Origin of the sequence: Sphingopyxis sp. HIX (assembly GCF_001468285.1) — a bacterium.
Classification (GTDB): Bacteria; Pseudomonadota; Alphaproteobacteria; order Sphingomonadales; family Sphingomonadaceae; genus Sphingopyxis.
Map to the genome: position 1 here is coordinate 17,728 of NZ_LNSB01000032.1, position 18,361 is coordinate 36,088.

At 69.4% G+C, this 18,361-nt stretch carries 13 protein-coding genes; 5 read left to right on the top strand and 8 right to left on the bottom strand.

Features of this window, described 5'->3' with window-relative positions:
* Window positions 1–17: 17 nt before the first annotated feature.
* From ATE62_RS15300 to ATE62_RS15315, 4 genes are all read left to right on the top strand, one after another.
* Window positions 18–716: a glutamine amidotransferase gene (locus ATE62_RS15300; RefSeq protein WP_058808259.1), complete on the top strand. Its 699-nt coding sequence runs from the start codon at window positions 18–20 to the stop codon at window positions 714–716.
* Between the two features lie 272 nt (window positions 717–988).
* Window positions 989–2,314: a hypothetical protein gene (locus ATE62_RS15305; protein WP_058808258.1), complete on the top strand. Its 1,326-nt coding sequence runs from the start codon at window positions 989–991 to the stop codon at window positions 2,312–2,314.
* A gap of 300 nt (window positions 2,315–2,614) precedes the next feature.
* Window positions 2,615–7,342: an NAD-glutamate dehydrogenase gene (locus ATE62_RS15310; RefSeq protein WP_082662848.1), complete on the top strand. Its 4,728-nt coding sequence runs from the start codon at window positions 2,615–2,617 to the stop codon at window positions 7,340–7,342.
* Between the two features lie 117 nt (window positions 7,343–7,459).
* On the top strand, window positions 7,460–8,323 hold the full coding sequence (locus ATE62_RS15315; protein WP_058808257.1) for an ATP-grasp domain-containing protein: 864 nt from the start codon (window positions 7,460–7,462) through the stop codon (window positions 8,321–8,323).
* 139 nt (window positions 8,324–8,462) lie between these two features.
* On the opposite strand, the gene ATE62_RS15320 is transcribed toward ATE62_RS15315, so the two are convergent.
* The gene (locus tag ATE62_RS15320) at window positions 8,463–8,690 is read right to left on the bottom strand and encodes a ribbon-helix-helix domain-containing protein (RefSeq protein ID WP_058808256.1); all 228 of its coding nucleotides are present in this window, start codon (window positions 8,688–8,690) and stop codon (window positions 8,463–8,465) included.
* A gap of 106 nt (window positions 8,691–8,796) precedes the next feature.
* Between ATE62_RS15320 and ATE62_RS15325 the strand changes: the two genes are divergently transcribed.
* Window positions 8,797–9,546 (top strand): helix-turn-helix domain-containing protein, encoded by a 750-nt coding sequence (locus tag ATE62_RS15325; RefSeq protein WP_058808255.1) that lies wholly within the window; start codon window positions 8,797–8,799, stop codon window positions 9,544–9,546.
* 245 nt (window positions 9,547–9,791) lie between these two features.
* Here ATE62_RS15325 and phbB read toward each other — a convergent pair whose 3' ends face one another.
* The 7 genes from phbB to ATE62_RS15360 form a co-directional block, all read right to left on the bottom strand.
* Window positions 9,792–10,514 carry an acetoacetyl-CoA reductase gene (gene phbB, locus ATE62_RS15330; RefSeq protein WP_058808254.1) on the bottom strand — a complete coding sequence of 241 codons (723 nt, stop codon included), beginning with the start codon at window positions 10,512–10,514 and terminating at the stop codon, window positions 9,792–9,794.
* 93 nt (window positions 10,515–10,607) lie between these two features.
* Window positions 10,608–12,350 (bottom strand): DUF1963 domain-containing protein, encoded by a 1,743-nt coding sequence (locus ATE62_RS15335; protein ID WP_058818554.1) that lies wholly within the window; start codon window positions 12,348–12,350, stop codon window positions 10,608–10,610.
* Between the two features lie 71 nt (window positions 12,351–12,421).
* On the bottom strand, window positions 12,422–13,417 hold the full coding sequence (gene hemH / locus ATE62_RS15340) for a ferrochelatase (protein WP_058808252.1): 996 nt from the start codon (window positions 13,415–13,417) through the stop codon (window positions 12,422–12,424).
* On the bottom strand, window positions 13,414–15,702 hold the full coding sequence (locus ATE62_RS15345; RefSeq protein WP_058808251.1) for a xanthine dehydrogenase family protein molybdopterin-binding subunit: 2,289 nt from the start codon (window positions 15,700–15,702) through the stop codon (window positions 13,414–13,416). The genes hemH and ATE62_RS15345 overlap by 4 nt, the downstream gene beginning before the upstream one ends.
* A gap of 220 nt (window positions 15,703–15,922) precedes the next feature.
* A complete protein-coding gene (locus ATE62_RS15350; protein WP_058808273.1) occupies window positions 15,923–16,522 on the bottom strand; it encodes a hypothetical protein in 600 nt (199 codons plus the stop codon).
* Window positions 16,523–16,919: 397 nt separating this feature from the next.
* The gene (locus tag ATE62_RS15355; protein ID WP_058808250.1) at window positions 16,920–17,342 is read right to left on the bottom strand and encodes a CoA-binding protein; all 423 of its coding nucleotides are present in this window, start codon (window positions 17,340–17,342) and stop codon (window positions 16,920–16,922) included.
* Window positions 17,343–17,377: 35 nt separating this feature from the next.
* On the bottom strand, window positions 17,378–18,352 hold the full coding sequence (locus ATE62_RS15360; protein WP_058808249.1) for an Mrp/NBP35 family ATP-binding protein: 975 nt from the start codon (window positions 18,350–18,352) through the stop codon (window positions 17,378–17,380).
* Window positions 18,353–18,361 lie beyond the last annotated feature (9 nt).

Consider the following 18,361-nt stretch of genomic DNA (forward strand, 5'->3'; position numbering starts at 1 on the left):
CGAGTCAGTTCAGGCCCATGACCAACACCGGTCTCATCATCCGCCATGTGCCGCACGAGGGAATTGCGGGTTTCCGCGAACCGATCGAGGCCGCGGGCTACAGGCTCGACCGCATCGATGTCGGCGATCCGGATTTCGGCGCGCTCGACCTCGGCGCGCCCGACCTGCTGATCATGATGGGCGGCCCGATGGGGGTCTACGAGCAGGCCGAGCATCCGTGGATCGCCTGCCAGCTCCGCCGCCTCGCGCGCCGGCTCGAGGCGGGGCGGCCGACGCTCGGCGTCTGCTTCGGCGCGCAGATGATCGCCGCCGCGCTCGGCGCGTCCGTCTATCCGGGCCCCGCGAAGGAGGTCGGCTTCGACGCGTTGACGATCCTCGATCCCGCATCCCCGCTCGGCCATCTCGCCGAGGTGCCGGTGCTCCACTGGCACGGCGACACCTTCGACCTGCCCGCCGACGTCGAGCTGCTTGCATCGAGCGCGGCCTATCCGCACCAGGCCTTCCGCCGCGGACCCAACATCCTCGCGCTGCAATTCCACGCCGAAATGGGCCTCGACCCGCGCTTCGACCATTGGGTCGACCAATGGCCCGAGGCGCTCGCCGAGGTCGGCAGTTCGCCGGAGACGATGCGCGCCGACCACGCGCGGCTGGGCCCGGGCGCGGTCGCGGCGGGACGGCGGATGATCGCGCAGTGGCTGGAGGAGTTGGCGGGGTAGGGGGTGGCGCCCTTTCTTAATCCTCCCTGTCGCGAAGCGATGGGGAGGGGGACCATGCGAAGCATGGTGGAGGGGCGGCGGCCTAACGCAGAGGTTTCGCTCATCGACCCCTCCACCACCCTTCGGGTGGTCCCCCTCCCCACGGCTGCGCCGCAGGGAGGATTAAGAAGGTCCGCCTCCCGCTAGCAAACAGCCCCACGCACCATCGTTTACGCCACCTTTACCAGTGTTGTTGCATGACATTTACCAATGTTTGCGACTGGGGATAAATGATGGACAGCATGCGCGGACTGCTTTCGGGCAGCCACGGCCAGGACGATGGTGCGATCGATTCGCCGCCCTCCGTCGGGGTCGACGAACGGCGGATGCAGGTGCGCGCCTATAATTATTGGGCGTCGCTGCTGTCCGACCGCGCCTATCCCTCGGTCGAGGATCTCGACCTCGACCATCTCGACGATTTCGGCCCCTTTTCGGTGCTGCTCGATTTCACCGCCGGGATCGAGAATCCCGGCCTGTCCTTCCTCGGCGACAAATTGCGCGCCGAATCGCAGATCGACGAGGATGTCCAATATATCCGCGAGGTCCCGGGCCGCTCTTTGCTGTCGCGGCTGACCGACCATTATCTCCAGATCATCGCCAACCGCGCGCCGATCGGCTTCGAGGCCGAATTCGTCAACGATCGCGGCGTGACGATCATGTACCGCGGCATATTGCTGCCCTTCTCGTCCGACGACGACACGATCGACTTCATCATGGGGGTGATCAACTGGAAGGAAGCCGCGCCCGCCGCGCAGGAAGAGGAATTGCAGCTGTCGGTCGAACAGGCGCTGCGCACCGCCGCGCCGCTGACCGCGCCCGTGCCGGTGTGGGCCGACGGCCCCGACAGCGAACATATCGACGACGAACCCGCGCCGGGCTTCGGCGCCTTTGCCGATGTCGACGCTGCGCTGGTGCTGCCGGTCGAGGACGGGCTCGACGCCGGTGCCGAACTTGGCGCGGGGGCCGCGCTCGCCGACTGGCTGGCGCTGGCGCGCGACACCGCCGAACGCGCGCTCGCCGCCGACAGCCGCAGCCGCAGCGCGCTGTACCAGGCGGTCGGCCAGGCATGGGATTTCGCGCTCGCCGCCGAGGAAGCGCCGCAAGAATTTGCCGAACTGCTCGCCGACGCGGGCCTGAAGGCGCAGGAACGTGCGCCGATGACGCCGCTGGTCAAGCTGGTGTTCGGCGCCAATTACGACAAGACGCGCGTCGCCGAATATGCCTGCGTGCTCGGCCATGCGCGCGAAGAAGGCGTCGGGCGCGGCGACCTCGCGCGCTATCTCGACGCCTATCCGGGCGGGCTCAAGGGACTGGTCAAGGACGAGCGCGCGAAGCGCAAACCCGCGGGCGCGGCGAAGGCGAAGCGCGACCCGGTGTTCGACACGCTGCGCGCGGCGCAGCCCGCCGTGATCCTCGAGCATGACGCCGGCGAGGCCGAATTCGTCGTGCTGATCGCCAAGGCGATGCCCGGCGGCCACATCGGCATCGTCGCCAAGGCCGACGACGACGACGCGCTGCTGGCGAAGCTGGCGCGCAAGGCGGTGGTGATTACGTCGTAGGATTTCGTTCAAGATCCTCCCCACGCGAAGCGATGGGGAGGTGGCAGCGCGAAGCGCTGACGGAGGGGTAATAACGCTGACGCAAAACCCCTCCACCACCGCCTGCGGCGGCGGTCCCCCTCCCCAACGCTTCGCGATGGGGAGGATCTTTGCGCAACAGACAAACCAAAAATTGAAATATATTTACGCGGCCCCCGCACGGGGGGTTGAGCCGCGCGCGCGACAGGCGCATAGGGGCGGGCAGCGAACGGGCCAGCCACCCCCCGGCACAGGCCCGCCTCAGTGGGAAGCCTGAACCCTATGCCCCAGAAGATTGCCGAAACCGCCGAAGCCGACCATGAGGCCGCGGCGCCCGCCCCCGTTCCCGCGAAGATTTCCAAGGCCTATCAGGCCGCGCTGAAGGACAGCGCGCTGCCCGGCGAGGGCGACGACCTCGACGCCGCGGCGCTCAAGGATGCGGGCGAATTCGCCGCGCGCGCCTCGCTCGGCCGCACCCCGGGCACCCCGTCGCTGCTGCTCGAGCCGATGGCCGCCGACGGCACCGACCGCCGCATGCGCCTCGCGGTGGTCAACGACGACATGCCCTTCCTCGTCGATTCGGTGTCGCAGATCGTCGGCGCGCAGGGGCTGGTGATCCACCGCATCCTGCACCCCGTGGTCGCCGCGACGCGCGACGCCAAGGGCGCGCTGACCGGTGCCGCCGCCGCGACCCCGGGCTGCGAAGGCCGCGAATCGGTGATCTATATGGAGCTCGAGCGCGGCGACGCGCGCGCGCGCCGGCGCCTGCTCGACGGGCTCGAAGGCGCGCTCGCCGACGTGCGCGCCGCGGTCGCCGACTGGAAGGCGATGCGCGCCGCGATGCTCGCCGACGCCGCGATGCGCGTCGAGGGCGAGGGCGCCGAACTGCTCCGCTGGTTCGAGGGCGGCGCGATGACCCAGCTCGGCCACGAATGGCGCGCGCGCAGCGGCGACGTCGAACAGCCGCTGGGGATCAGCGCGTCGAGCAGCGGGCAACTCCTGTCGCCCAACGCGCTCGAAGCCGCCTTCGCCTGGTTCGACGGCGGCGGGCATTCGCCGCTGCTGATCAAGTCGAACCGGCTGTCGGCGGTGCACCGCCGCGTGCTCCTCGACCTCGTCATCGTGCCCGAGATGAAGGGCAAGACCGTCGAGAAGCTCTCGATCCACGCCGGCCTCTGGACCAGCGCGGCGCTATCGACCCCGCCCGCCAAGGTCCCGATGCTGCGCGCGCAGCTCGACGCGCTGATGGCGAAATTCGGCTTCGATCCGACGGGCCACGCCGGCAAGGCGCTGGCGCATGCGCTGACCGCGCTGCCGCACGACCTGCTCATCGCCTTCGACGCGGCGTCGCTCGAGGACCTCGTCCTCACCTCGATGTCGATCACCGACCGGCCGCGGCCGAAGCTGGTGATGGTGCGCAGCGCGCTCGGCCGCCACCTCTTCGCCTTCGTCTGGCTGCCGCGCGACGAGGTGTCGACCGGGCGTCGTATCGCGGTCGAGGCGATGCTCGTGCGCGAGGCGCGCGCGGGCGTGATCGGCTGGACGATGGTGCTCGAGGACGGCGGCGCGGCGCTCCTGCGCTACACGCTCGACCTCCGCAGCGGCGGGGTGGTCCCCGACGCCGACAAGCTCAACGCCCAGCTCGAACAGATGGTGCGCGGCTGGCAGCCCGAGGTCGAGGCGGCGCTCGCCAAGCGCGGCGACCCGGGGCGTGCCGCGGCGCTGGCGTCGCGCTTCGCGCCGCTCTTCCCGGCGAACTACCGCAACCTCTACGATCCCGAGGAGGCCGCGCGCGATATCCTGCGGCTGCGCGACCTCGACGCCGACAAGCCGCGCAGCGTGCGGCTGGCGAAGAAGAGCCTCGACGGCGACGACCGGCTGCGGCTCAAGGTCTATAGCGCCGTCGGCCCGCTCGCCTTGTCCGACGTCGTCCCTGCGCTCGAACATTTCGGTTTCGAGGTGCTCGAGGAAATCCCGACCGCGCTGAATCCCGCGCGCGCGCCCGGCAGCCTGCCCGAAGAGGGCGAAGCCGAGCTGCCCGTGGTCATCCACGACTTCACGCTCCGCGTCCCCGCCAACGTCGACGAGACCGCGCTGTTGCCGCATGTCGAGACGATCGAAAATGCGATCGCTGCGGTGCTCGACGGCAAGGCCGAGAACGACGCCTTCAACGAGCTGGTGATCGTCACCCAGACCGACCCGCAGGCGATCGTCTGGCTGCGCGCCTGGTTCCGCTACATGCGCCAGGGCGGGTCGAGCTATGGCATGGACACGGTCGTCGCGGCGTTGCGCCACGCGCCCGACCTGACCGCGGCGCTGGTCGAGCGCTTCTGCGCGCTCCACGATCCCGCGAAGCACGACGCCGACCGCGCGGCCTTCCTCGATGCCGAGATCCAGGCGGGTTTCGCCGCGATCAAGTCGATCGACGACGACCGCATCCTCCGCCTCTTCCACGCGGTGATCGGCGCGACCCTGCGCACCAACGCCTTCGCCCCCGCGGCGAAGGAAGCGCTGGCGTTCAAGATCGATTCGAGCCTCGTCCCGGGCCTGCCCAAGCCTTTGCCCTGGCGCGAGGTGTGGGTCTATTCGCCGCGCGTCGAGGGCGTCCACCTGCGCGCCGGCCCGGTCGCGCGCGGCGGGCTGCGCTGGTCCGACCGCCGCGACGACTTCCGCACCGAAATCCTCGGGCTGATGAAGGCGCAGCGCGTCAAGAACGCCGTCATCGTGCCGACCGGCGCGAAGGGCGGCTTCTATCCCAAGGCTTTGCCCGACGTGGCGCTCGACCGCGATGCGTGGTTTGCGGAAGGGACCGAATGCTACCGCATCTTCATCCGCTCCTTGCTGTCGATCACCGACAATCTCGTGGGCGGCAAGGTCGTGCATCCGAAGGGCGTGGTGATCCACGACGGCGACGATCCCTATTTCGTCGTCGCCGCCGACAAGGGTACCGCGACCTTCTCCGACGTCGCCAATGCGCTCGCGATGGAGCGCGACTTCTGGCTGGGCGATGCGTTCGCGAGCGGCGGGTCGAAAGGCTATGACCACAAGGCGATGGGCATCACCGCCAAGGGCGCGTGGATCTCGGTCCAGCGCCACTTCGCCGAACTGGGCGTCGACGTCCAGACCGACACGATCCGCGTCGTCGGCTGCGGCGACATGTCGGGCGACGTGTTCGGCAACGGCATGCTGCTGTCGAAGGCGATCAAGCTCGTCGCGGCGTTCGACCACCGCCATATCTTCCTCGACCCCGACCCCGATCCGGCGAAGAGCTGGAAGGAACGCGACCGCATGTTCGCGCTGCCGCGGTCGAGCTGGGCCGACTACGACGCCAAGCTGATCTCGAAGGGTGGCGGCATCTTCCCGCGCAGCCAGAAGAGCATCGCGCTGACCCCCGAGGTGCAGGCCGCGCTCGGCCTGTCGCAGGCGGAGATCGACCCCGGCTCCTTGATCTCGGCGATCCTGAAGGCGCCCGCCGACCTCCTCTGGTTCGGCGGCATCGGCACCTATGTGAAGGCCGCGAGCCAGAACAATGCCGAGGTCGGCGACCCCGCCAACGACGCGCTGCGCATCGATGCCGAGGATCTGCGCGTCAAGGCGGTCGGCGAGGGCGCGAACCTCGGCGTCACGCAGGCCGCGCGCATCGCCTTCTCGGCGCATGGCGGGCGGATCAACACCGACTTCATCGACAATTCGGCGGGCGTCGACTGCTCGGACAATGAGGTCAATATCAAGATCGCGCTCAACCGCGAGATGGCCGAAGGCCGCCTGTCGCAGGACGACCGCGACGCGCTGCTCGTGCGGATGACCGACAATGTGTCGGCGCTGGTGCTCGAGGATAATCGGCTCCAGGCGCTCGCGCTGTCGATCGCCGAAAAGGGCGGCTCGGCGGCGGTGCCTTCGCTGGTGCGCGTGATGGAGACCTTCGAGGCCGCGGGCCGGCTCGACCGCAAGGTCGAGGGGCTGGCCGCGAACGACGAGCTCCTGCGCCGCTCGGCCGAGGGGCGTGGGCTCACGCGGCCCGAACTCGCGGTGCTGCTGTCGACCGCCAAGCTCGCGCTGCAGGATGCGATCGAGCATAGCGATCTTGCCGACGATCCAGCCTTGGCGAGCGACCTCGCGGCGGCGTTCCCGGTCGAGATGCAGCGCGATTTCGCGGCTGCGATCGCCGATCACCAGCTGCGCCGCGAGATCATCGCGACCAAGCTCGCGAACCGCATCGTCAACCGCATGGGCGTCGTCCATCCCTTCGAACTCGTCGAGGAGGAAGGCTGTTCGCTGGGCGACGTCGCCGCGGCCTTCGTCGCGGTCGAGCGCCTGCTCGGCATGCACGACATCTGGATGTCGCTCGACACCGCGAAGATCGACGAGGCGATCCGCCTGTCGCTGTTCAGCCAGGCGGCGTCGGCGATGGCCTCGCAGATCGCCGACCTCCTGCGCGCGGCGCCGGGCAGCACGCATCCGGGCCCGCTCGTCGCGCGGCTCGAACCCGGGGTCGACCGCCTGATGGCGGGGGTCGACGGGCTCTTGAGCCCCTCGGTCAAGCGCCAGTGGGACATGCTGAGCCAGCAATTGCTCGACGCGGGCGCGCCCGAGGCGCTGGCCTCGTCGGTCGTCCGCCTGTTCAAGACCGACGGCGCGATCGGCATCGTCGACCTCGCCGAACGGCGCGGCGACGACGAGATCGCGGTGACGCACGCCTTCACCCATTTGGGAGAAGCCCTGGGGCTCGACTGGGCGCAGACGCTGGCGGCGCATATGAGCCCCGCCGATCCGTGGGAACGCCTGCTGGTCAACAGCCTCGCGCGCGATTTCCAGCAGATGCGGCTGACCTTCCTCGCCGGCCTGCCCGCGGGCGACCTCGACGCGGCGGTGACCAAGTGGCTCGCCGACAACGGCCCGCGCGTCGCGCAATTCCGCGCCACGGTCGACCGCGCGCGGACGATCCCGAACCCGAACGGCGCGATGCTCTCGCATATCGCCGGACAAGCGCGCGGGCTGCTGGGGCGGTAATCGGCGACGCCGCGGGCGATAAATAGGGACAGTCCCTATTTAATCGCGCGCACCGTTTCCGATCTGTCGGTCGATGAAATTAAATAGGGACTGTCCCTATTTATCGGGAGAGCTTCCTTGCCCTTTCAACCCCGCGTCGCGATCCTCGTTCCGGCGGCCGATTATTACGAGAAATGGCAGCCCGCCTTCGCGCGCAAGGCGCTCGCGCTGGCGGGTGCCGGGCTGGCGGTCGAGCAGCGCGTCTGGGGCGACCCCGGCGACCTCAGGGGCTTCGACCTCGTGCTGCCGCTCTTCTCCTGGGGCTATCAGCGCGACGTGCCGGCCTGGTACGCCTTGCTCGACCGGCTCGAGGCCGAGGCGCTGCCGGTGGTCAACCCCGTCGCGGTGCTGCGCTGGAACAGCGACAAGGCCTATCTCTCGCAGCTCGCGGCGAAAAGCGTCGCGGTGGTGCCGACCGTCGAGGTCGCGGCGCTCGATGACGCCAGGCTGGCCGACGCGCGTGCGCGGCTCGGGGCTGATGAGGTGGTGATAAAGCCCGCAATCTCGGGCGGCGCCGACGGCACGCACCGCATCGCGGCGGGCGCGGGCGTGCCCGCCGACGCGCTGGGGCAGAGGCGGCTGGTGCAGCCGCTGATGCCGGGGATTTTGACCGACGGCGAGTTCTCGCTCTTCTTCTTCGACGGCCAATTCAGCCACGCGATCGTCAAGCGCCCCGCGGCGGGCGATTTCCGCGTGCAGGAACAGTTCGGCGGCCGCGAGACCGCATGGGACGCGAGCGCCGAAGCGCAGGCGCTCGCCGCCGCGGCGCTGGCGGCGGCGCCCGCCCCGCCGGTCTATGCGCGCGTCGACATGGTCGGCGATGCGGCGGGCAAGCTGCACATCATGGAGCTCGAGCTGATCGAGCCGTCGCTGTTCCTGCACTTCGCCGCCGACAAGGGCGCGGCGTTCGGGAAAGCGGTGGCCGGGGCGATCAGCCGATAATCCTCCCTGTCGCGTAGCGATGGGGAGGTGGCAGCGGCGCCAGCCGCTGACGGAGGGGCAATGGTGCGACCGTCGCAAGGCCCCTCCACCATTCGCTCCGCGAACGGTCCCCCTCCCCATGGCTTCGCCACGGGGAGGATTAGCGCCCCCGCCACAACCATTGCCTTATCGCCGAGGTCAAATTCGGCGGATCCTCCGCTTCCATCCGTTCGACGTCGATGCGTGCGACCAGCGCGTTGATCGGCAGCGCCTGCCGCGCGGCTTCGGCTTCGAGTGCGTCCCAGAACACCGGCTCGAGGCTGATCGAGGTCGGGTGGCCGGCGATCGTCACCGAGCGTTTGACCGGGGGGTGATAGGGGGCGGCCATCGCGTGATCTTACCCCCGGCGCCCTTGAAGAGGTACGATTTATTTGGGGGTGACCGGGTTTCGGGCGGGGCCTAGATTATCGTCCGACGGACAAGGATCGAACCAAGTGACGACAGCCGGAATCCAGGCGCTCACCGAAAAGGAGAAGGAGACGCTGCGCCTGCTGGTCAGCGGCTATGACGCCAAGTCGATGGCGCGCCACCTGGGGCTGTCGGTGCACACGGTCAACGAACGGCTGCGCGACGCACGGCGCAAGATGGCGGTGTCGAGCAGCCGCGAGGCGGCGCGCCAGCTGCGCGAGATCGAGCATCGGGACCCCCAAATCCTCGGGGACAAGGTTTTGGGGGAAGCCGCGCCGGCCCCCGGCGTGGAACAGACGATGGCATCAGCCGAGGCGCGCCGCATGGGGCGGCGGCCCGGCTGGATAGCCGGAGGTTTGTTCATGTCCTTTGCTCTCGCCCTGCTCGCTTTCGCCTCGATGTCGGGGAGTGCCGATACTCCCGCCGCACCGCCCGCTACCGCCTCCGCCGAAAGCCCTTCGGTCGCGGCGGCGCGCGACTGGCTCGCGCTGGTCGACCGGGGCGACTGGAACGCCAGCTGGGAAGCGACCGGCCAGTCGTTCAAGGCGCTCAACACCGCCGAGACCTGGGCCCGCGTCGCGCGCCAGGTGCAGGGCCCGCTCGGCACAGTGAAGGCGCGCGTGCTGCTCGGCGAAGAGACCGTCCCCGCGCCGCCCTATGGCTATCAGATGGTCAAGTTCCGCACCGATTATGCGAACAAGCCGGGGGCGATCGAAACGCTGTCGCTGGTGCGCGAGGGCGGAAGCTGGCGCGTTGTCGGGGTGACGGTGGAGTAAGCCAAACGCCCCGCCCCTATTGCATCGTCATTCCCGCGAAGGCGGGAATCCAGCTTCTTGCTGGGCGAGCAGGGACGCGCGGACGGTCGACCCTAAGACCCTTTGCGTTCTTTGCGCCTTTGCGCGAACCAAATTATTTCGCGCGAAGACGCAAAGACACGAAGAAGGAAAAAGCGGGATCCCCGCTTTCGCGGGGATGACGAATAAAGGGTACGGGGAGGTCCGATCGGGCCTCCCTGCCTCCGTCAATACATGTGTTGACCACCATTGATGCTCATCGTGGAGCCCGTCACAAACCCCGCATCCTCGCTGCACAGGAACGCCACCCCGCGCGCGATCTCGTCGGCCTGACCCAGCCGCCCCACGGGAATCTTCGCGACAATCTTTTCCAGCACCGGCGCGGGGACCGCGGCGACCATGTCGGTGTCGATATAGCCCGGCGCGATCGCGTTGACCGTGACGCCCTTCTTGGCGCCTTCCTGCGCCAGCGCCTTGGTGAAGCCGTGGATGCCCGATTTCGCCGCGGCATAATTGACCTGGCCGTACTGCCCCGCCTGCCCGTTGATCGAGCCGATGTTGACGATGCGGCCCCAGCCGCGCTCGACCATGCCGCCGAAGGTCGCCTTCGCCATGTTGAAGCAGCCGCCGAGGTTGACGCGCATGACATCGTCCCAGTCGTCGTAGCTCATGCGGGCGAGGGTGCCGTCGCGAGTGATGCCGGCGTTGTTGACGACGATGTCGACGGGGCCGAATTCGGCGGCGATCGCCGCGCAATTGTCGAGGCACGCCTGATGGTCGCCGACGTCCCATTTGCGCGCGGCGATGCCGGTGCGCTCGCTGAACTCGCGCGCCTTGTCGTCGTTGCCCGCATAATTGGCGACGACGGTGACGCCCTGTTCCTTCAGCTTGAGGCTGATCGCCTCGCCGATACCGCGGCTGCCGCCGGTGACGATTGCTACGCGTGCCATATTCTATGCTCTCCCACAGGGCCGGTTTGCTCCTGATTAGGTCGCGCGGGAGTGCCTCGCAAGTTGACCGTTACGTCAAGCGCATAGCTATTTTCAGTTGCTGAGCTGGACGATCGGGCGGTCCCAGCGGCCGGCGGCGAGGTCGGCCTTGCGCAGCGTCAGCACCAGATGGTCGACGTCGCCGAAGATCCAGCTCATCAGCCCGCTGGTCGGCAGTTCGAGCAGGGTCGCGTGGCTTTCCTCGTCATAGTCGTGGACGTAGCGGAAGGGGATGTGGCCGATGCTGGGCATCTCGCGCGCCGCGAGCTCCTGTGCATAGGGTTCGAACACCGCGCGTGCCGCCTCCGACAGCGTCTCTGGGTCCGCGGCATAGGCGTGCTTGGCATGGTCGAACCAGATGCTGTGATAGTCGTGGACCCACAAGGGCGCGTCGGGATGATGCTGGGTCAGCGGCAGCGTCAGGCTCTCGATCAGCTCGGCGCCGGGGCGTTCCTGCGGGTCCTTCCTGCGCAGCACCTTGACCCACTCGATCGCTTGCAGCGCCTCCATCACCGCGGCCGAATCGGTCGCGGTAAAGGCCATTTTGGTGGCGCTTTCGCGGACGATCTCGATAATCTCCTCGGCGCGGAAGCGCGCGACATGGTTGGCGGCGCGCGCGGCGGCGGCGGCGGCCTGCAACTCCTGCAGCGCCGCGCGCATGTTGATCAGCCCCTCGCGGCCGAGCGGGTCCTTTTCGCCGTCGTCGTGCTTGATCAGCCGGCGCTCGACGCCGGCGAGCTGGGTGTCGATCGGCGAGGGGCCGTCGACCTCTTTCCAGTAACGGTCGATGCGCATCGCGAGGATGTCGACCATCGCGAGCATCGAAGGCCAGTCGAAGGGATGGAAGGCGGGATCGGCGATATCGTAGCCGAGGCGATAGAGGCGAAGCCCGGGACCGTCGCCGTCTTCGCCGTTCGCATCGCGCGGATCGGCCTCGCCCGGGCGCACCGCGACCAGGTCGACGGGCCATTCGGGAAAGGCGGCGCGCGCGAAGGGCATCAGGTCGCCGAAGCGCAGCCCGCCATAGGGCGCGAAGAAGCTGCCGCCGGGGTCGAGCGGGTGCGGCGGATCGACCGGCTCGCCCGCCGCATGGACATGGACCAACGCGGCGTCGCCGTCGCGCGGGTGGATGAACAGCGCGAGGCTGCCGCGGCGCGGGCCGAGCCCGTCCCAGATATCGGCGGGAAGGTCGGCACAGGCGATCTGCGCGATGAACTGGCCGGGGACCTCGCGGATCTGCGGCCAGTCCGCGCCGGGGTCGAGCCGCGGACGCCCGCCGAGCCAGCTGGTGCGCGCTTCGCCCGTGCGCGGCGGGATTTGCGGCGCGAGGCGCACCGCGACGGGCTCGCTGCAGCGGCGCTCGATCAGCTCGGCCTCGTGCTCGACCTCAGCGACCATCGATTCGAGCATCTGCGTGACCATCGCGCGGTCGGCCTCGGTCGGCTCGGCGGGCACGGGGGGCAGCGGTTCGCGCTCGTCGACGAGGATATCGGCTTGGGCCGGAGCGGGTGCCTCGAAGGCGGTTTCGGCCGCGGTTTCCAGCGGCGCGCGGCCGCTGACGCGCGCAAGCCGCGAGGCCGAGATTTCGACGGGCTCCTCGGCGATCCGCTCGCGCGCGCGGTCGCGGCGCGGCAGGCCGGGCATCCGGCTCTCGCGCGGCGCGCCGGGAACGCGCGCGGCTTTGGGCGCCTTGGGCAGCGCGGGGCCGCGGCGGCGCTGCCAGACGAAATAGACGATGAGCAGATAGGCGAGCGTACCGCCCCCCAGCATCAGCATCGCCGATTGCACCTGACTCATCGCGGACCTCCTGGAGACTCGCGGACCAGCCTAGGGGAATAGGTTAAACAGGAGGTAAGCGAACGCCCCGCTCAGGCCCAGCCCGCGAGTTCGCGGCGGATCAGCGCTTCGAGCATCGCAAGCCCCGGGGCGCTATCGTTCAGACAGGGGATATAGGCGAAATGCGTACCCCCCGCCGCTTCGAACTGTTCCTTGCCGCGGATCGCGAGTTCCTCGAGCGTTTCGAGGCAGTCGGCGGCGAAGCCCGGCGCGAAGATCGCGACTTTTTTGCCCGCGCCGCCCAGCCGCGCCAGCACCGCGTCGGTCGCGGGTTCGAGCCATTTCGCGCGCCCGAAGCGCGACTGGAAGGCGACCTCGACCGGGCGGCCGAGCGCTTCCGAAAGCAGGCGCGCGGTCTTCCGGCACTGGCAATGATAGGGGTCGCCGAGGTGCAGCGTCCGTTCGGGCATGCCGTGGAAGCTGGCGAGCAGCACGTCGGGGACGAAGTCGAGCGAGGCGAGGCCGGTCTCGACGGAGGATTTGAGCGCATCGACATAAGCGTCGTCGTCGGCATAGGGGGGCAGGAAGCGCAGGCTCGGCTGCCAGCGCAGCCCGGCGAGATGCGCATTGACCGCATCGGTCACCGTCGCGGTCGTCGCGCCGCAATATTGCGGATAGAGCGGCGCGACCAGGATGCGGCGGCAGCCCGCGGCGAACATCGCATCGAGCGTCGCGGCGATCGCCGGCCGACCATAACGCATCGCATGCGCGACGCGGATATCGTCGCCGAGCGCGGCCTGCAGCGCCGCCGCCTGGCGCCGCGTGATCGCGGCGAGCGGCGAGCCTTCGTCGGTCCACACCTGGCTGTACGCATGCGCCGACTTTTTCGGCCGCGTGGTCAGGATGATCCCGCGCAATATCGGCTGCCACAGGATTTGCGGGATTTCGACGACGCGGCGGTCGGACAGGAACTCGGCCAGATAGCGGCGCACCGACGGCGCGTCGGGCGCGTCGGGCGTGCCGAGGTTGACCAGCAGCACGCCGACGCGCGGCGGCGCAGTGGCGGGATGATCGGCGGGCCGGCTCATGCAAGCTCGGGGCTCAGCGGGATGCGGCGGATGCGGCGCCCGGTCGCGGCGTAGAGCGCGTTGGCGATCGCCGGGGCGACGACGGGCACCCCGATCTCGCCGAGCCCGCCGGGGTCGCGGTCGCTCTCGACGAATTCGACGACGATCTCGGGCGATTGCGCGAGCCGCGGCAGCCCGAGCTGGCCCAGCTTGCGCGCGGTCGCGACCCCGCCGGCATAGTCGGTGGTCGCGCCCACCGCGGCGGCGAGGCCGAAGATCAGCCCGCCCTCGACCTGCTGGCGCGCGATCGCCGGATTGACGAGCCGCCCCGCGTCGACGACCGCCACCAGTTGCTCGACCTGCAGTCCCCGGTCGCTCGGGCGCGCGGTCGCCATCAGCGCGATATGGCTGCCGCGCATGCTGTGGCACGCGAGCCCCTGTCCCGATCCCGAGAGCATGCCCTCCCACCCGCCGATGCTCGTCGCGGTGAGCAGGCAGCGCGCGAGCAGGGGCTGCTGCCCCAGCATCGCCATGCGATACGAGAGCGCGTCGAGTCCCGCCTTCGCCGCCATTTCGTCGACGAAACATTCGGTGAAAAAGGCGGTGTAGCTGTCGGCATTGCCGCGCCAGCGCCCGGTGGGCAGCCCGATGTCGGCGGGGCAATGATCGACCGCGAGGTGCGGGATGGCATAGACGCTCGCCGCGCCCTCGACCGCGGCGGCGTCGGACGCCCCCGCGGCGGCGCGCTGCGCGGCATCGGGGGCCTTGTGCTCGAAGAGGCGCTCGCGCACCTCGTGCGTCGTCGACGGCACCGCGATGCGCGCGACGAGTGCGTCGATGCCCCCCGCGGCGTTGAGCGTTGCGACCATGCGCGCGCGCGCCGGCGGGCGGGGGATGTCGCGCATGATCTCCTCGGCGCGCGACCAGGCGAGCTGGACGGGGCGGCCGATCGTGCGCGCGATCAGCGCCGCCTGCACCGCGACCTCGTGGTCGAGGCAGGCGTCGAACGAGCCCCCCGCCATCATCGGGAAGAGCGTGACGTCGTTTTCGGACAGCCCCGTCGCGGCGGCGATCGCGGCGCGGCACTGTCCGGGCGCCTGCGTCGCGGTCCAGACGCGCAGCCTCGCCCCGTCGGGCGCCGCGGTCGCGGTGCGCGTCTCGATCGGCGCGTGGAGCGCGGGGGCGACCGCATAGGTCGCGCCCAGGCTCGCGCGGCCCTCCATCGCCTCGCCGGGGTCGCCGCGCTTGACGATGCGGTGGCCGTCGGCCTTGAGCGCGGCCTTCAGCGCCTTGTCGATGCCGTCGGACGAGATCGGGGCGCCCGCGGTCTCGAACACGGGGGCGAATTTGTCGAGCGCGCGGTTCGCGGCCCACCAGTTGCGCGCGACCGCGGCGACCCAATGCGCCTGCTCGACGACATAGAGCATGCCCGGCGAGGCGAGCCCCGCCTTCTTGTCGATGCTCTTCAGCCGCGTCGCGCCGAGCGGTCCCTGGCGGATCGAGGCGAAGACCATGTCGGGCAGGCGGATGTCACCGGCATAGTTGGCCGACCCGTCGACCTTCGCGGGCAGGTCGAGCCGCGTCAGTTCCTGGCCATAGAGCGGGTCGGCGCTCGCGGCGCGATAGACGGGCTCGGCGGGCGGTTCGAGCAGCGCCGCGGCGGCGGCGACCTCGGCGAAGCGGAGCTTCTTTCGGCCGTGCGTCACGAAGCCGTTCGCCGTGTCGCACTCTTCCCAATCGGCGTCCCAGCGCCGCGCCGCCGCCATCATCAGCAGCGCGCGCGCCTGCGCCGCGGCGTCGCGGCACGGGCGCTCGAACATGCGCACCGACGAGGAATTGGCGGTCAGCATCACCGCGTGGCGCACCGCCCATTCGCGCCGCGCCCAGCTGCGCACGTCGGCGACCGCGTCGGGTACCATCGACCGCGGGGTGAAGGCCGCGCTATCCTCGTCCACCAAAAGCGTGTTGGTATAGAGCGGGCTGATCGGCGCGGTCTCGACGGCGATCGTGCGCCAGTCGGCGCCCAGCTCGTCGGCGATGATCTGCGGCAGCAGGGTGGTGACGCCCTGCCCCATCTCGCACTGCGGGACGATGACGCTGACATGGCCGTCGTCGCCGATCTTCAAAAACGCGTTGAAGATATGCTCGTCGGGTGCGGCGGTCAGGTTGGGCGCATAGTCGCGCGGCCAGAGGCTCCACGCCAGCGCCAGCCCCCCCGCGGCGGTCGCGCCGACGAGCAGCGAGCGGCGGCTGATGGGCGGCAGGCGCCGCTTCTTTTTATCGATGCTGTCGCGAATGCCCGCCATCGGGGATGCTGATAGGCGGGGCGAGTCGGCGAGGCAAAGGCTTATTAATCCTCCCTACGGCGAAGCCGTGGGGAGGGGGGCCATGCGAAGCATGGTGGAGGGGCGGCGGCGATTAACCTGCTTCGTCATTGCGACCCCGGCGAAAGCCGGGGGAAGCAATCCAGAGCTGGTTTGCGCTACTCTGGATTGCCGCGTCGCTTCGCTCCTCGCAATGACGGGATCACCACCCCCACGGCGCGGGCGGCGGCGGGCTCACCGAGCGGTTCCACGAAAAGCCCACCCGGAAGTGCCGCCCCTCGCGCCGCAACTCATAGGCGAAACCCAGCGGCGTCGCTTCCATCGCCCATATGTTCGTATTCGACACGCTGCGCCCGGTGCGCGTGAAGAGTGCGATCGATTCGGCGTCGACCGGGAATAGCTGCCGCGTCGCCGTCCCTTCGCTCGCCGTATCCCCGCCGTACATCGTCACCTCGTCGGGCGTGCCGTCGGCGTGGCGATGATCGTGCTTGAGGCGCAGGCCGGTTTCGGTGCGGGTCACGACCCAGGTGCGCGACCGGTCCCAGCCGCCTTTCGGGCCGAGCCCGTCGATGTGGAAGGGAATCTCGATCCGCTCGGGGGTACAGCGGCGGATGTGCATCACCATCGCCTTGCCCTGCATGTTCGCGTCCGCGGCGTCATTCGTCTCGATCCGCCCGGCATAGGCCTGCCCGCAGCGCGCGGTGAGCGCGGCGAAAAAGGCGTCCTGCGGGTCCGGCGGCGCGGGGGTGGCGGCGCAGGCGGTGAGGACGGCGACGGCGAGAAGGGGAAGGGCGTGTTTCATCGTGCCCTCATTGTCGGAAATCGGGGGCGAAATCCAGATATCGTCCGGTATCGGGTGGAAGCTGCCGCAGGCTATCATAATATTCGCGCAGAGGCGCAGAGGCCGCAGAGAGGATGATCTTTCTTCTCTGCGGCCTCTGCGCCTCTGCGCGAATAAATATGGCAGATGCGGTTCGGTCGCTTTCGGTCGTTAACTGGACAAGCCGACCTATAAATCCCGTTAGTGTCGAGCGAAGTCGAGACACGTGAAGGCTGGCGCTGCCCAAGCGTGTCTCGACTTCGCTCGACACTAACCGAACCAGGGGACGGTCTGGAAACCACCCCAAAACCGCCATCGGTGCGCGTTTGCGATCGATAGGATCGCCAAAATATTCGGCGTGAAATTCAGCGTTGTTCTGTCACCGCCGCAAACCGAGGCGCGGAATCTCGATCGCGGGGCAGCGATCCATCACCACGGTCAGCCCCGCCGCCTCGGCGCGCTTCGCCGCACCCTCGTCGATCACCCCGATCTGCAGCCACACCGCCTTCGCGCCATGCACGATCGCTTCGTCGACCGCGGCGCCGGCGGCATCGCTGCTGCGAAAGATGTCGACGATCTCGGCGGGCGGCTCGACATTGGCGAGGTTGGCGACCACCGGCGCGCCGTGGATCGTGCTGCCGGCGTGGCCGGGGTTCACCGCGATCACGTCATGGCCTTGGCCGACCAGGAAGGCGAGCACATGGTTCGAATCGCGCGCCGGGTTCGGCGAGGCGCCGACGACCGCGATGCGGCGCGGCTGGCCCAGCAACTCGCGGATTTCGCTGTCGTCGTTGATCGCCATGAGCCTCTCCTGAGATAAATGGGGGCTGCGCCTCCCTATTTTTTGTTCGCCGCGAGCCAGTCGGCGACCTTCGCCGCTATCGCGTGGAACGGCGCGCCCTGCGGATCGGTTCCGGCGGCGGGCGGCACACCGCCGTCGCTCGCGAGGCGGATGCCCATCGACAGCGGCACGCGGCCCAGGAAATCGAGCCCCATCACTTTCGCCGCGGCCTCGGCGCCGCCGCTGCCGAAGGGATCGCTGGTCTCGCCGCAATGCGGGCAGGCATAACCCGCCATATTCTCGACGAGGCCGATCAGCGGCACGTCGGCCTGCTCGAAGAAGGTGATCGCGCGCGTCGCGTCCATCAGCGCCAGGTCCTGCGGGGTCGAGATGATGATCGCTCCCGCAGGCTTGTGCTTCTGGATCATCGTCAGCTGGACGTCGCCGGTGCCGGGCGGCAGGTCGACGACCAACGTGTCGATGTCGCCCCAGCTCGCATCGACCAGCTGTTCGAGCGCGCGCCCCGCCATCGGGCCGCGCCACGCGATCGCCTGGCCGGGCGCCGCGATCTGCCCGGTCGAGAGCATCGGCACGCCATAGGCGTTGGGCACGGGGGCGAGCTTCGATCCGCGCGCCTCGGGCTTCACGCCCTCGCTGTCCATCAGCCGGGGCTGCGACGGGCCGTATATGTCGGCGTCGACCAGCCCGACCTTGACCCCGCGGCGCTGCAGCGCGACCGCGAGGTTCGCGGCGAGGGTCGACTTGCCGACCCCGCCCTTGCCGCTGCCCACCGCGATGATCGTGAGGCCCTTGCGCTCGGCGGTCATCGCGACGCGCACGCTGGTCACGCCGGGACGCGCGAGCAGCCCGGCGCGAATCTTTTCCTCGAGCGGTTGGCGCTCCTCCTCGGCGAGCCCGGTGACGTCGAGGACGATCGCGAGCGTGCCCTCGCCGTCGAGGAAGCGGAGGCCCGAGGTGCGACCGCCGCTGAGGTCGGTGGCGATGCTGGCGAGGGGAGCGGTGTCGGTCATGTCGGTGGC

What these genes read in the sequence shown, in the direction of transcription:
- ATE62_RS15300 (WP_058808259.1), top strand. Translation starts at nt 18, where the DNA reads ATGACCAACACCGGTCTCATCATCCGCCATGTGCCGCACGAGGGAATT.
- ATE62_RS15305 (WP_058808258.1), top strand. Translation starts at nt 989, where the DNA reads ATGGACAGCATGCGCGGACTGCTTTCGGGCAGCCACGGCCAGGACGAT.
- ATE62_RS15310 (WP_082662848.1), top strand. Translation starts at nt 2,615, where the DNA reads ATGCCCCAGAAGATTGCCGAAACCGCCGAAGCCGACCATGAGGCCGCG.
- ATE62_RS15320 (WP_058808256.1), bottom strand. Translation starts at nt 8,690, where the DNA reads ATGGCCGCCCCCTATCACCCCCCGGTCAAACGCTCGGTGACGATCGCC.
- phbB (WP_058808254.1), bottom strand. Translation starts at nt 10,514, where the DNA reads ATGGCACGCGTAGCAATCGTCACCGGCGGCAGCCGCGGTATCGGCGAG.
- ATE62_RS15335 (WP_058818554.1), bottom strand. Translation starts at nt 12,350, where the DNA reads ATGAGTCAGGTGCAATCGGCGATGCTGATGCTGGGGGGCGGTACGCTC.
- hemH (WP_058808252.1), bottom strand. Translation starts at nt 13,417, where the DNA reads ATGAGCCGGCCCGCCGATCATCCCGCCACTGCGCCGCCGCGCGTCGGC.
- ATE62_RS15345 (WP_058808251.1), bottom strand. Translation starts at nt 15,702, where the DNA reads ATGGCGGGCATTCGCGACAGCATCGATAAAAAGAAGCGGCGCCTGCCG.
- ATE62_RS15350 (WP_058808273.1), bottom strand. Translation starts at nt 16,522, where the DNA reads ATGAAACACGCCCTTCCCCTTCTCGCCGTCGCCGTCCTCACCGCCTGC.
- ATE62_RS15355 (WP_058808250.1), bottom strand. Translation starts at nt 17,342, where the DNA reads ATGGCGATCAACGACGACAGCGAAATCCGCGAGTTGCTGGGCCAGCCG.
- ATE62_RS15360 (WP_058808249.1), bottom strand. Translation starts at nt 18,352, where the DNA reads ATGACCGACACCGCTCCCCTCGCCAGCATCGCCACCGACCTCAGCGGC.